Here is a 13,293-nt window from a genome sequence, read left to right on the forward strand (position 1 = left end):
GTAAATTAATACCGCAGGTTGAATATGAGTGTGATATAAGCAGCCGGACTCTCTTTATATAAGGAACCGACAAGATGCCAACGATGGGCAAATCCCTGCATTACCTCGACGTGGGTTCGGGCTTTCCGTTGCTGCTGGGCCACAGCTATCTGTTCGATCTGAACATGTGGGCACCGCAGTTCGAGGCGCTGGCGAAACGCTACCGCCTGATCGTGCCTGATCTCTGGGGCCACGGCGACTCCCCGGCGCTGCCGCCTGGACGAAACAGCCTGTCGGATATCGCCGCCGATCATTTGGCGCTGATGGATCATTTGGATATTGCAGAGTTCGGCATCGTCGGCCTGTCCGTCGGCGGCATGTGGGGCGCGGAACTGGCGGCGCTGGCGCCGGAGCGGGTGAAAGTGCTGGCGCTGCTGGACAGCTACCTGGGCGACGAAACGCCGGAGGCGCGGCAGCGCTATATGGGCATGCTGGCCGCCGTGGAACAGGCCGGCGCCATCACGTCACCGCTGCTGGAATATATCGCCGCGCAGTTCTATTCCGACGACGTGCCCGCTGCTCTGTCGCAGCCTTTGCTGGCCCATCTGCAAAGCCTGCCCGCCGAGCGCCTGCGCGACAGCATCGTGCCACTGGGCCGGATGATCTTCGGCCGCCCCGACAAGCTGGCGCTGCTGGAAAACATCACCGCCGCCAGCATCGTCATCACCGGCGCGCAGGATAAGCCGCGCCCGCCGGCGGAAGGCCAGCGCATGGCGGATATTCTCGGCTGCCGACATGTGCTGATCCCCAACGCCGGGCATATCAGCAACAAGGAAAATCCGGCGGCGGTCAATGAAACGCTGCTGGCGTTTCTGGCTGAAAACACTACGCCACTATTCTGGTAAGATTCTCCGGGCCGCCTGGCCCGGAGATTCCCTTCAGACGAAGCCTTAGGGAGGGGGAGGCTACATCCGGCGTTTATTGACCAATAGACGTCAGACCCTGGCGGATCCCTTCGTCAGCCTGCTGGCACCATGTCTGCAGACCCTGTGGCGCTTCCTTTTCCAACGCAACCACGTTGCCGTCGTCGTTCAGCACATTGCCTTCACGGCCCATCGCTTCACGCTTGTCGCCGTCGCGGGTGTCGACGCCGCCGGGAATAGCCGCCACGTAGGCCACCATTTTCTTGGCGTTGTCGATGCTGTCCGCTTTCAGAAAACCTTTATCGACGCAGTAAGACATCAGCCCGCTGGTATTACGCGTAATGTCATAGACGTTTTTCAATGCAGCAGGGTCCATCCCTTCGGCATTAGCGGTATTGAACAGGCCCAGAGTCGCGGCAATCATGCCGGTCAGAATGCTCTTTTTCATTGTTATCTCGTTTTAATAATGAATTATTTAGCTTTGAATTATTCACAAAAATAATGTGAATATCGGTACGGTATAACGGCGACTCAGATTAACACAACCCTAACGCGTTAATAACTGTGATTAAGTTAACCTCCAGTAAAATAAAAATGCATGATGGGGTTATTACTCCGCCCGACGTCAGTTTTTACGTTCGACATTAACCGCGCCCAATTCAATTTTAAAATAGTCTCACTATGGAATTATTTACAACGTAAGCGTTGGCCTGCGGTCAATCGCGCCCCCGTCCTTTGCTAAAACCACAGGCGTAACATAGCCTGTTAAGACGCGCCATGCCTTAGTGGGAGAGGATTCACATGAACCATTCCGTCCGGCCGCCGCAATGCGACGACAAAACCATTCTCGATATCACGATGAATTTATATCTCTATCCGGCGGCGCTTATTGCGCACCGCCTGGGCATCTTTGAATTTATTGCATTGCCCCCCCGCAACCTGACCGATATATGCGCTCAGGCCAATGTGGAAAGACGCCCGGCAGAGACGCTGGTCATGGCGCTAGTGGCATTGAAATTGATAGACAGAGACGGCGAAACATTCTCTCTGACGCCGGAAGCGGAAACCTTTTTGTTAAAAAACAACCCGCATTATTTCGGCTATTTTTGGGATTTGATGATTGAAAACAGCGAGATTTTCACGCTGAAAAACCTGGAAAGCGCCATCAGAAAGAATGCCTCGCAGGTGTACGGCGAGCAGGGGCTGTTTGAAACCCATACGCTCGACGCCGACAGAATGCGGCTGTTTACCCACGCCATGCACAGCCTGAGCATGGGATCGGCCAGCGTTTGGCCTACGCTGTTGCCCCTCGGTGCCTGCCGCACGGCGCTGGATATCGGCGGCGCCTCCGGCGCCCATGCCATCAGTCTGGCGACCCATTGGCCGGCGCTCACGTGCACCGTGTTCGATCTGCCGGAGGTGTGCCCGCTCGCCGCCGACTACGCGCACGATTACGGCCTCAGTCAGCGCATCGGCACCCACAGCGGCGATATGTGGCGCGATCCCTACCCGGCGGCGGATCTGCACCTGTACTCCAATATTTTCCACGACTGGCCGATGAACAAGAACCGCTTCCTGGCGCAAAAGAGCTATGCGGCCCTCCCGCCCGGGGGCAGGATCGTGATCCACGAAGTGCTGTACAACGATGACGGCGACGGCCCACCTGCCGCCGCGGGGTACAGCCTGATGATGATGGGATGGACGCAGGGCCGCCAATACTCCGGCAAGGAAATCGGCGACCTGCTGCGCGACGTCGGCTTCGGGCCTGCTCAGGTGCTGCCGTCGCTCGGCTATTTCAGCATCGTCACGGCGCAAAAACCCCAGGCTTAGCGGTTCACCGATCTCGCCATGCGGCTGTAGGTGTGGCGCACGCCGCGGATCGCCACGCTGTAGGCGAAGATGTTTTCCGGCAGCGCCAACCCCAGATAGCCGGTATCGCCGATATGGTGCAGATCGGCGCCGGCCATTTTGCTCATCAGCGCAATCTGCCGCACGGTCTGCACGTCGGCCCCCTCTTGCGAGGTGCCGATCGCCGTCATCGCCAGCGCGCCCTGCCGCTGGGCATAGGCGATCAGCGCCGCCACTTTCTCCTGCGACATGCCGGGAATGGTGCCCGGCGCCGGCAACAGCACGATGTCCGCGCCGTTCTCCACGAACAGCGCGATATCCTGCTCGCCGATCAGCTGGCTGCCGCTTTCGCGCACGATACCGGCGCCGTGCATCTTGCCGGTCACCAGCACCATCTCGTCGCCTACCTCATCGCGGATCGCTTTCAGCGCGGCGGCGATCGCCTGATTGCTGACGCCGTTGTTCGGGTTGCCGGTCAGCACCAGCATGCGCGCGCCGAGCTGATACAGCTTGCGCGCATTCTCGGCGGTGGCGGCGCGGCCCGCCGTCATCTGCCAGAAGTCGTTATGTTCGGTGGCGAAGGCCGGATCGACGGCCTCCAGATTCACCCCGATCACTCGTCCGGTCAGCCGCTGCAGCGTGCGCAGCGCCTCCTGCGGCGGCACGTCGGCGGGCAGGCCCGCGATGTGCGGACGATCGACGTCGAACAGGTTCAACAGCAGCAGATCGGCGCCCTGGCTGGCCGCCAGTTCGGCGTTGGTGACGTTATTGAGCAGCGGCTGAGTGACCGCGATGGTTTCGCTGACCAAAATGCGCCCTTCACTGGCGCGGATGGCGTAGAGCAGATCGGCTTTGCCGATATCGGCCAGATCGCTGGCGCTGCAGTCCAGATAACGTTTCATGAGACAGGCTCCGATGACGTTGGCGGGAATGGATGGTCCCCCTCTCCCACCGCAGTGAAAGAGGGGGAAGACTTACTTCAGGGTAAAGCTTTGCGACTGCACGTTGTCGGAATCCAGGCCGACAAACACGTTGAATTTGCCCGGCTCCGCCCCCCACTTCAGGCTGGCGTTGTAGAACTTCAGATCCTCTTCGCTAATCGGCAGCTCAACCTGCTGCGACTGGCCGGCCTTCAGCGTCACTTTCTTGAAGTTGCGCAGCTCTTTCACCGGGCGGCTGACCGACGCGGTGACGTCCTGCAGATACAGCTGCACCACCGTGGCGCCGTCGTACTTGCCGGTATTCTTCAGCGTGACGCTGGCGGTTAACTTGCCGTTGCGCGCCATCGTCGGGCTGGACAATTTCAGATCCGACAGGCTGAAAGTGGTGTAGCTCAGGCCGTAACCGAACGGATACAGCGGGCCGTTCGGCGAATCGAAGTAGCGCGAGGTGTATTTGCCGGGGTTCTCCTTGCCGAACGGCCGGCCGGTGTTCAGGTGGTTGTAGTACATCGGGATCTGGCCGACCGAGCGCGGGAAGGTCATCGGCAGCTTGCCCGACGGGTTGTAGTCGCCGAACAGCACGTCCGCCACCGCGTTGCCGCCCTCGGTGCCGCTGTACCAGGTTTCCAGCATCGCGTCCGCCTGCTCGCTCTCCCAGCTCAGCGCCAGCGGCCGGCCGTTCATCAGCACCAGCACCAGCGGCTTGCCGGTGGCTTTCAGCGCGGCGATCAAATCACGCTGGCTCTGCGGGATCGTGATGTCGGCGCGGCTGGAGGCCTCATGCGCCATGCCCTGCGATTCCCCCACCACCGCCACCACCACGTCGGCCTTGTTCGCCGCCTGCACCGCTTCGTCGATCATCTGCTGCGGCGAGCGGGTGTCGAACGCCACCGCCGGCTCATACTCGTTGAGATAGTCGATGATGCCTTTATCCTGCGTGACGTTGGCGCCCTTGGCGTACAGAATGCGCGCCTTGTCGCCCACCGCCCGCTCCAGCCCTTCGCGCAGGGTGACCGACTGCTTGACCACCCCGGCGGCTGACCAACTGCCCATCACGTCGCGCTGGCTGTCGGCCATCGGCCCGACCAGCGCAATGGTCGCCTGCTTGCTCAGCGGCAGCGTCTGCTTATCGTTCTTCAGCAGCACCATCGTCTTGCGCGCCACCACCCGCGCTTCGGCGCGGTGCAGACGGCTTTCGGCGTTGGTGTCCTGCGGATCGGAACCCGCCGGGCCCAGATGCACATACGGATCCTTGAACAGCCCCATGTCGTATTTGGTGTTGAGCACGTCGCGGCAGGCGCGGTCGATATCGCTTTCAGACACCAGTCCGTCCTTCACCAGACCCGGCAGGTATTTGTCGTAGAACTCGTCGCTCATGCTCATGTCGACGCCGGAGGTGATCGCCAGGCGCACCGCGTCGCGCGCGTCGGCGGCCACGCCGTGTTTAATCAGCTCTTTGATCGCGCCGTGGTCGCTGATGGTGATGCCTTTAAAGCCCCACTGGTCGCGCAGCAGATCTTTCAGCAGCCACGGGTTGGCGGTGGCCGGCACGCCGTTGATCGCGTTGAGCGACACCATCACCCCGCCGCTGCCGGCGTCCACCGCCGCTTTGTAAGGCGGCAGATAGTCCTGATGCATGCGCAGCGGGCTCATGTCGACGGTGTTGTAATCGCGGCCGCCTTCGACGGCGCCATACAATGCAAAGTGCTTGACGCTGGCCATCACCGAACCGGGTTTGGCCGGATCGCCGTTCTGGAAACCGTCGACCATCACCTTGGCGATTTTCGATACCAGCCAGGTGTCTTCGCCGAAGCCTTCGGAGACCCGGCCCCAGCGAGGATCGCGGGTAATATCGACCATCGGCGCGAAGGTCATGTTCAGGCCATCGTCGCTGGCCTCCTGCGCCGCCACGCGGGCGCTGAGCGCAATGGCTTCCAGATCGAAACTGGCCGCCAGCCCCAGGCTGATCGGGAACACGGTGCGCTGGCCATGCACCACGTCATAGGCGAAGAACAACGGGATTTTCAGGCGGCTGAGCTGCATCGCCTGATCCTGCATCACCCGGATATCCGGCCGGGTGACGGTATTGAAGATGGCGCCGATCTGCCCTTTGCGGATCCCCTCGCGGATCGCTTCTTTCGGGTTATCCGGCCCGACGCTGATCAGCCGCAGCTGGCCGATCTTCTCTTCCAGCGTCATCTGCTTCATCAAATTGGACACGAAGGCGTCGCGCTGCTGGGCGTGAATGCCCTGCGTTATCGGCGTTTCCTGCGCAAAAGCCGGGCTGAGGGCCAGACCGGACAACATACTCACCACACAAAGCCATTTCATCTTGTTTTATCTCAGGCGTGTTTCCGCCGCCAACGCCGCGGAGTTTAATCGGAGTGAAGAAACAGTTTGCCACACTCTGTTTCATCGCCAAGGGAATTCGCATCGCTAATGTTTACAAAGCATTACAGGTTATCGGCAGGTAATTCTGCAGCCGGGCGCGGCTGTCGGCGGCCTCCGCCGCCAGAAAATCGACCAGCGCGGTTAACGTCGGCGGCGCCACCGTGCGTTCAGGATAGACCAAATAATAGGCCGCGCCGCTGCTGACGCAGAGCGGGAACGGCGTGACGATGCGCTGCGCCTGAATATCTTCCTCCAGCAGGCACAGATCGCCGATGGCGATGCCGAATCCCTGCAGCGCGGCGCTCATCGCCAGATCGAGGGTATCGAAATGCTGGGCCTTACCGGACGGCAACGCATCGGCGCCCGCCGCCTTCAGCCAGCGCAGCCAGTCGCGCCGATCGCGCGTCGGGTGCAGCAGAGTTTTGTCCGTCAAGTCCGTCAACCGGGCCGCCGGAGGCAGGAACGTCGGCGTGCAGACCGGCGTGAGGATTTCATCGAACAGCAAGTGCGCGGTCAGCTTTTTACCCGGCGGCCGGCCGAATACCACCGCGGCGTCAAACTGCTCGGTACTGAAATCCAGGCCGTGCGACACCGAGGCGGTCAGCTCGATATGCATGTCCGGCCGTTCATTTTGCAGGCGAATGATGCGCGGCAGCACCCAACGCATGGCGCAGGTCGGGCATTTGATACGCAGCGCCCCCGGCGGAGCGGCGGCCCGCGTCAGGGCTTCATCCAACTGCCCCAGCGCCTGCTGTACCGGCGCCAGCAGCTGCGCGCCCTGCGGCGTCAGCGCCAGACCACGCGCCTGGCGGCTGAACAGCGGATAGCCCAGGCGCTGTTCCAGCCCGAGGATTTGCCGGCTGACCGCTCCCTGCGTCAGGTGCAACTGCCGGGCGGCATGGGTAAAGTTAAGGCGTTGCGCCACCACCACGAAGGTTTTCAACACGTCGAGCGACGGCAGGGATATCGGCATAGCGTGCCTCGATTAGGTATGATCGTAGTGCATGGCAAGTATGACAAACTTTCCCTTGTCCGCCTACGCCGCCTGATGCTTAATCGCTCAACACTTCCCTGTTTGCCTGGAGCCCATCATGCAGAGCGCCTGCTCATCCCGCTCGAAGCTGCCGGACGTCGGCACCACTATCTTCACCGTCATTGGCCAACTCAGCGCCGAACATCAGGCCCTCAACCTGTCGCAGGGCGCGCCCAACTTCGCCGGTGATCCGCAGCTGATCGAGGCAACGGCGCAAGCCATGCGCGCAGGTCATAACCAATACGCGCCGATGAGCGGCGTGGCGGCATTACGTGCTGCCCTGGCGGAAAAAGCTGAACGATTGTATGGCGCGCGCTATGACGCCGACGAAGAAATCACGGTGATCGCCAGCGCCAGCGAAGGGCTGTACTCGGCGATCAGCGCGCTGGTACACCCCGGCGACGAGGTGATCTATTTCGAACCGGCGTTCGACAGCTATGCGCCGATCGTGCGCCTGCAGGGCGCCACGCCGGTGGCGATCAAACTGTCGCTGCAGGATTTTCGCGTCGACTGGGACGAAGTGGCCGCCGCCATCAACGGCAAAACGCGCATGATCATCGTCAACACGCCGCACAACCCGACCGGTGCGGTGTTTGACGCGCAGGATATCGACCGCCTGACCGCCCTGACCCGCGACACCGACATCGTGATCCTGTCCGACGAGGTCTACGAGCACGTGGTGTTCGACGGTGAAATTCACCACAGCATGGCGCGCTATCCGCAGCTGGCGGAACGCAGCGTGATCGTGTCGTCGTTCGGCAAAACCTACCACGTCACCGGCTGGCGCGTCGGCTATTGCCTGGCGCCGGCGGCGTTGATGGACGAGATCCGCAAGGTGCACCAGTTCATGGTGTTCTCCGCCGATACGCCGATGCAGCACGCCTTCGCCGCCGCGCTCGCCAACCCGCAGAGCTACCTGGGGCTGGCGGCGTTTTACCAACAAAAACGCGATCTGCTGGCCAGCGCCCTGCAGGATTCGCGCTTTGAGCTGCTGCCCAGCCGCGGCAGCTTCTTCATGCTGGCCCGCTTTAGCGGCTTCAGTCACGAAAGCGACAATGACTTCGCCGTGCGCTTGATCCGCGAAGCGAAGGTGGCGACGATCCCGCTGTCGGCGTTCTACAGCGACGGCACCGATACCGGCCTTATTCGGCTGAGTTTTTCCAAAGATAACGAGACCCTGCTGGAAGGCGCGCGCCGCCTGAGCCAGGTGTAATTTTTTGTCCGACCATGGGAAAGGGGCACTGCCTATGAAAGCTTTGAAAACGCTGTTCGCCGCCGGATGCCTGCTGGCCGCCGGCTCTTCTCTGGCGGCGGAAAACAGCCTGCGCTTCGGTCTGGAAGCGCTGTATCCGCCGTTCGAATCCAAATCCGCCAGCGGCAAACTGGAAGGGTTCGACATCGAGTTGGGCGACGCGGTGTGCACCGCCGCGCAGTTGCAATGCAGCTGGGTGGAAACCTCGTTCGACAGCCTGATCCCAGCGCTGCAGGCGCGCAAGTTCGACGCCATCAACTCGGCGATGAACGTGACCGAACAGCGGCGCCAGGCGATCGCCTTTACCGACGCCATCTATCAGGTGCCGAACCGCCTGATCGCCAAGGCCGACAGCGGCCTGCTGCCGGACGCCAAAGCGCTGGCGGGCAAACACGTGGGCGTGCTGCAAGGCTCGATTCAGGAGATCTACGCCAAAACCCATTGGGCGCCGGCGGGCGTGGATGTGGTGTCTTACCAGGATCAGAATCAGGTGTATCTCGATCTGGCGGCCGGTCGGCTCGACGCCACGCTGGTGATGGCGCCGTCGGGGCAAAGCGGCTTCCTGTCGCAGCCGGACGGCAAGGGCTTCGCCTTCGTCGGCGAGGCGGTGCGCGACGACAAAATCCTCGGTGAAGGCATTGCCTTCGGCCTGCGCAAAGGGGATGAGGCGCTGAAGAAGAAACTGGATGCCGCCATCGCCAAAGTGAAACAGCAAGGCACGGTGGCGGCGCTGTCGAAGAAGTATTTCGGCGACATCGACGTGACGGTGAAGTGATGGACGGGGGCGGCACCGCCCCCCCCCCCCCCTGCCGCGTTTAGCGATCGAACACCGAGCTGTTCAGCGCGCGATCCTGCTGGTGGCGCTCCAGCGCCAATTCTATCAGGCGCGTGATCAGCGCCTGGTAGCTGACGCCGCTGGCGGCCCACAGCTTGGGATACATGCTGATGTTGGTGAAGCCCGGCAGCGTGTTGATCTCGTTGATTACCACCTGGTTGTCCGGCGTCAGGAACACATCCACCCGCGCCAGCCCGAAGCACTCCAGCGCGCGGAACGCCTTCAGCGCCACCTCGCGGATGTGGTCGCTTACTTCCGGCGCGATCGCCGCCGGCACCACCACCTGAGCGCCCTGCTCATTGATGTATTTGGTGTCGTAGGAGTAGAAGGCGTCACTCAGCACGATCTCGCCGCACACGCTGGCCTGCGGATCGTCGTTGCCCAGCACCGCGCACTCGATCTCGCGGCCGACGATCGCCGACTCCACCAGCACTTTGTGATCGAAACTGAAGGCCAATGCCACCGCCGCGTCAAACTCGGCGCGGTTTTCCACCTTGCTGACCCCCACAGACGAGCCCTGGTTGGCCGGCTTGACGAACAGCGGCAGGCCGAGGCGCTCGCTCAGTTGCTCAAACGTGAACCCGGCACGATTGGCGCGGGTCAGAGTGACGAAAGGCGCCACCGCCAGCCCGGCGTCGCGCAGCAGGCGCTTGGTCACGTCTTTATCCATGCTGACCGCCGAGCCGAGCACGCCGGCGCCGACGAACGGCATATTGGCCATACGCAGCAGCCCCTGCAGCGAGCCGTCTTCCCCCAGCGTGCCGTGCACGATCGGGAAGATGACGTCGAGCTGGCCCAGCGCGCCGGCGCTGCCCGCTTCGATCAGCTGCTGTTTTTCCTGGCCCGGGATCAGCGCCACGTTCTTGTTCGAGCGGTTCAGCGCGATCAGCGCCGGATTCTCGGCGTTGAGCAGGTAATTGGAGGCGTCGTTGATGTGCCACTGCCCCTGTTTGTCGATCCCCAGCAGCGTGACGTCAAACTTCTCTTTGTCGATTGCATCCACAATGTTTTTGGCTGACTGCAGCGACACCTCATGCTCCGCCGATTTACCGCCAAAAATCACTCCAACACGTAGTTTAGTCACGCCTTAAATCCTTCTGAAAAATCATGGCAAAAAAGTCGTTCATCACAATAAACGCATTGCCTGGCGGCGGCAATCGTTGTTGCCAGAATCTTCTTACGCCACAGAATGCCACATCGCGACCATCCAAAACGCATACACTTCGTATATTGTTCATTTATGGAGACGCCGATGGGCATCGTAAAAATTTCGGACGCGCTGCATGACGATCTGCGCCTCGCCAGCCTGACCATGACGCGTTCGATCAACGCGCAGGCCGAGTACTGGATCAGGATCGGCATGCTGGCGGAGTTCCATCCGGAACTGACTTACCCGCAACTGGTAAAAAAAATGATGAAAGATAACGCGCTGACGCTGAAGGAGATTGTCGGGTGAAACAGATTGTGATTAAAACGCCGGAAGAGATTGCCAAAATGCGCCATTCCGGCGCTCTGTTGGCTAGAGTGTTTGCTATGCTCGATGAGGTCATCGTCGAAGGCATCTCCACCATGGAGATCAACGACCGCGCCGAGGCGTTTATCGTCGAAGAGCTGAAGTCGCGCCCGGCCAGCAAGGGGCAGTATGATTTCCCCTATGTGCTCAACACCTCCGTGGACGACGTGGTGTGCCACGGCGTGCCGTCGGCCAGCAAAATCCTGCGTTCCGGCATGATCGTCAACGTGGATATCACGCTGGAAAACGGCGGCTACATCGCCGACTCCAGCAAGATGTACTGCATCGGCCAGGTGACGCCGCTGGCCAAACGGCTGGTGAACAACGTCTATGAATCGATGTGGCAAGGCATTCGCGCGGTCAAACCGGGCGCCACTCTGGGGGATATCGGCCACGCCATCCAGCGACACGCCGAACAGGCCGGCTACAGCATCGTGCGGGAATATTGCGGCCACGGCATCGGCCGCGACATGCACGAAGAGCCGGCGGTACTGCACTACGGTCAACCCGGCAGCGGCATGGCGCTGCAGGAAGGCATGGTGTTCACCATCGAGCCGATGATCAACCAGGGCGACCGCCGCATCAAGCAGAAGAAAGACGGCTGGACGGTGGTGACGCGCGACAAAAAACTGTCGGCGCAGTGGGAGCACACCGTGGCGGTCACCGCCGACGGCGTGGAGATCCTGACGCTGCGCGACGAAGAGCGCCGGGCCGGCTACGCCGAGCGCTACTAAACCCACAAGCCATTAGCTTAATAAGCTGATGGCTTAATAAGTTATTTAATTGATAACCTCTTGGCTTATTGCGCGGCACCGGCGCCGCGGTTAAGGCTACGGGGATGACAGGGAGACAGGCAGCATGCAGTCAGGCAATCAGACGTTTATCAATCAGCTCAAGGACATCGTCGGCAGCCCGCAGCTGTTGACCGGCGATCGCAACACCGAGCGTTATCGCAAGGGCTTCCGCTCCGGCGAAGGCCAGGCGCTGGCGGTGGTGTTTCCCACCAGCCTGCTGCAGCTGTGGCGCATTCTGCAGGCCTGCGTGGCCGCCGACAAAATCGTCATCATGCAGGCCGCCAATACCGGCCTGACCGAAGGCTCAACCCCCAGCGGCAACGACTATGATCGCGATATCGTCATCGTCAGCACCCTGCGCCTCGATCATATTCAGGTGCTGGACAACGGCAAGCAGGTGGTCGGTTTTCCCGGCAGCACCCTGCACCACCTCGAGAAATTGCTCAAACCCTACGGCCGCGAACCACATTCGGTGATCGGCTCTTCCTGCATCGGCGCCTCGGTGATCGGCGGCGTGTGCAACAACTCCGGCGGCTCGCTGGTGAAACGCGGCCCGGCCTATACCGAAATGGCGCTGTACGCCCAGCTAGGGGAAGACGGCCAGCTGCGCCTGGTGAACCATCTGGGCATCCGGCTTGGCGACACGCCGGAAGAGATCCTCACCCGACTGGAAAAAGGCGACTATCGCCCGGAGGACGTCGAATACGGTGAGCTGCGCGCCTCGGATAACGAATACGCCAGCCGGGTGCGCGACGTCGATGCCGACACCCCTTCCCGCTTCAACGCCGACAAACGCCGCCTGTACGAGGCCTCCGGCTGCGCCGGCAAGCTGGCAGTGTTCGCGGTGCGGCTTGACACCTTCGAGAAAGAGGGCAAAGAGCAGGTGTTCTATATCGGCACCAACGACACCGCGGTGCTGACCGAACTGCGCCGCCACATGCTGAGCAAATTCGAAAACCTGCCGGTGGCCGGTGAATACATGCACCGCGATATCTTCGACATCGCCGAGGTGTACGGCAAAGACACCTTCATGATGATCGACAAGCTCGGCACCGATCAGATGCCGCGCTTCTTCACCCTGAAAGGCCGCATGGACGCCAGCCTCAACAAGCTGCCGCTGCTGCCGCACAACCTGACCGATCGGCTGATGCAGGGCCTGAGCCATCTGGCGCCGAGCCACCTGCCGAAGCGCATGAAGGAATACCGCGAACGTTTCGAACACCACCTGCTGCTGAAGATGGCCGGCCCCGGCGTAGACGAAGCGCAGCGCTACCTGACCGACTATTTCGCCCAGGCCGAAGGCGCCTTCTTCGCCTGCACGCCTGACGAAGGCAAAAAGGCCTTCCTGCACCGCTTCGCCGCCGCCGGCGCCGCGGTGCGCTACCACGCGGTGCACGCCGACAAGGTGGAGGATATTCTGGCGCTGGACATCGCCCTGCGCCGCAACGACACCGACTGGTTCGAAACGCTGCCGCCGGAGATCGACAGTCAGTTGGTGCATAAGCTGTATTACGGCCACTTTATGTGCCACGTCTTCCACCAGGACTACGTGGTGAAAAAAGGCGTGGACAGCCATGCACTGAAAGAAAAGATGCTCGAGATCCTCAACCGGCGCGGCGCCGAGTACCCGGCGGAGCATAACGTCGGCCACCTGTACCACGCCAAACCGGATCTGCAGGCGTTCTACCGCACCGCCGATCCGACCAACAGCTTCAACCCCGGCATCGGCAAAACCAGCAAACGCAAAGGCTGGGCCGAAGACCCCCGCTAAGAGCGCCCGATTG

At 61.3% G+C, this 13,293-nt stretch carries 12 protein-coding genes; 7 read left to right on the forward strand and 5 right to left on the reverse strand.

All coding sequences use genetic code 11. The features are described from left to right. Positions 1-83 precede the first annotated feature (83 nt). Positions 84-884, forward strand: a complete 801-nt coding sequence (locus MMS95_RS05770) for an alpha/beta fold hydrolase (RefSeq protein WP_081877851.1) — start codon at positions 84-86, stop codon at positions 882-884. Between the two features lie 73 nt (positions 885-957). Here the strand turns inward: MMS95_RS05770 and MMS95_RS05775 are convergent, their stop codons facing one another. Beyond that, a complete protein-coding gene (locus MMS95_RS05775; RefSeq protein WP_048322465.1) occupies positions 958-1,350 on the reverse strand; it encodes a hypothetical protein in 393 nt (130 codons plus the stop codon). A 353-nt stretch (positions 1,351-1,703) separates the two neighbouring features. Here MMS95_RS05775 and MMS95_RS05780 point away from each other — a divergent pair, with 353 nt between their 5' ends. After that, on the forward strand, positions 1,704-2,732 hold the full coding sequence (locus MMS95_RS05780) for an acetylserotonin O-methyltransferase (RefSeq protein ID WP_242141466.1): 1,029 nt from the start codon (positions 1,704-1,706) through the stop codon (positions 2,730-2,732). Here the strand turns inward: MMS95_RS05780 and MMS95_RS05785 are convergent. From MMS95_RS05785 to MMS95_RS05795, 3 genes are all read right to left on the reverse strand, one after another. After that, a complete protein-coding gene (locus MMS95_RS05785) occupies positions 2,729-3,652 on the reverse strand; it encodes a PEP phosphonomutase (RefSeq protein ID WP_033633822.1) in 924 nt (307 codons plus the stop codon). The two genes, MMS95_RS05780 and MMS95_RS05785, sit on opposite strands and share 4 nt — an antisense overlap. Positions 3,653-3,724: 72 nt before the next feature. Then, positions 3,725-6,022, reverse strand: coding sequence for a beta-glucosidase BglX (bglX, locus tag MMS95_RS05790; RefSeq protein WP_242141467.1), 2,298 nt, complete (start codon positions 6,020-6,022; stop codon positions 3,725-3,727). Positions 6,023-6,134: 112 nt separating this feature from the next. Further along, positions 6,135-7,055, reverse strand: a complete 921-nt coding sequence (locus MMS95_RS05795) for a LysR substrate-binding domain-containing protein (RefSeq protein ID WP_015377064.1) — start codon at positions 7,053-7,055, stop codon at positions 6,135-6,137. A 118-nt stretch (positions 7,056-7,173) separates the two neighbouring features. On the opposite strand from MMS95_RS05795, the gene MMS95_RS05800 reads away from it, so the two are divergent. Both MMS95_RS05800 and MMS95_RS05805 read left to right on the forward strand, forming a co-directional pair. After that, positions 7,174-8,328 carry a pyridoxal phosphate-dependent aminotransferase gene (locus tag MMS95_RS05800; protein WP_033633825.1) on the forward strand — a complete coding sequence of 385 codons (1,155 nt, stop codon included), beginning with the start codon at positions 7,174-7,176 and terminating at the stop codon, positions 8,326-8,328. A 34-nt stretch (positions 8,329-8,362) separates the two neighbouring features. Beyond that, on the forward strand, positions 8,363-9,142 hold the full coding sequence (locus MMS95_RS05805; protein WP_048322460.1) for an ABC transporter substrate-binding protein: 780 nt from the start codon (positions 8,363-8,365) through the stop codon (positions 9,140-9,142). Between the two features lie 40 nt (positions 9,143-9,182). Here MMS95_RS05805 and ddlA read toward each other — a convergent pair whose 3' ends face one another. Beyond that, entirely contained in the window at positions 9,183-10,286 is a 1,104-nt protein-coding gene (gene ddlA, locus MMS95_RS05810) for a D-alanine--D-alanine ligase (RefSeq protein WP_015377061.1), read from the reverse strand. A 168-nt stretch (positions 10,287-10,454) separates the two neighbouring features. On the opposite strand from ddlA, the gene MMS95_RS05815 reads away from it, so the two are divergent. From MMS95_RS05815 to dld, 3 genes are all read left to right on the forward strand, one after another. Continuing rightward, a complete protein-coding gene (locus tag MMS95_RS05815) occupies positions 10,455-10,658 on the forward strand; it encodes a ParD-like family protein (protein WP_004939618.1) in 204 nt (67 codons plus the stop codon). Beyond that, on the forward strand, positions 10,655-11,449 hold the full coding sequence (gene map, locus MMS95_RS05820) for a type I methionyl aminopeptidase (protein WP_242141468.1): 795 nt from the start codon (positions 10,655-10,657) through the stop codon (positions 11,447-11,449). The genes MMS95_RS05815 and map overlap by 4 nt, the downstream gene beginning before the upstream one ends. Positions 11,450-11,573: 124 nt before the next feature. Further along, positions 11,574-13,280, forward strand: coding sequence for a D-lactate dehydrogenase (dld, locus tag MMS95_RS05825; RefSeq protein ID WP_242141469.1), 1,707 nt, complete (start codon positions 11,574-11,576; stop codon positions 13,278-13,280). Positions 13,281-13,293: the final 13 nt, after the last annotated feature.

Source organism: Serratia sp. PGPR-27 (genome assembly GCF_022678525.1).
Lineage (GTDB): Bacteria > Pseudomonadota > Gammaproteobacteria > Enterobacterales > Enterobacteriaceae > Serratia > Serratia nematodiphila.

Coding starts and splice junctions, on each gene's coding strand:
- MMS95_RS05775 (WP_048322465.1), bottom strand. CDS start 1,350: ATGAAAAAGAGCATTCTGACCGGCATGATTGCCGCGACTCTGGGCCTG.
- MMS95_RS05785 (WP_033633822.1), bottom strand. CDS start 3,652: ATGAAACGTTATCTGGACTGCAGCGCCAGCGATCTGGCCGATATCGGC.
- MMS95_RS05795 (WP_015377064.1), bottom strand. CDS start 7,055: ATGCCGATATCCCTGCCGTCGCTCGACGTGTTGAAAACCTTCGTGGTG.
- dld (WP_242141469.1), top strand. CDS start 11,574: ATGCAGTCAGGCAATCAGACGTTTATCAATCAGCTCAAGGACATCGTC.
- MMS95_RS05815 (WP_004939618.1), top strand. CDS start 10,455: ATGGGCATCGTAAAAATTTCGGACGCGCTGCATGACGATCTGCGCCTC.
- MMS95_RS05805 (WP_048322460.1), top strand. CDS start 8,363: ATGAAAGCTTTGAAAACGCTGTTCGCCGCCGGATGCCTGCTGGCCGCC.
- MMS95_RS05770 (WP_081877851.1), top strand. CDS start 84: ATGGGCAAATCCCTGCATTACCTCGACGTGGGTTCGGGCTTTCCGTTG.
- bglX (WP_242141467.1), bottom strand. CDS start 6,022: ATGAAATGGCTTTGTGTGGTGAGTATGTTGTCCGGTCTGGCCCTCAGC.
- MMS95_RS05780 (WP_242141466.1), top strand. CDS start 1,704: ATGAACCATTCCGTCCGGCCGCCGCAATGCGACGACAAAACCATTCTC.
- MMS95_RS05800 (WP_033633825.1), top strand. CDS start 7,174: ATGCAGAGCGCCTGCTCATCCCGCTCGAAGCTGCCGGACGTCGGCACC.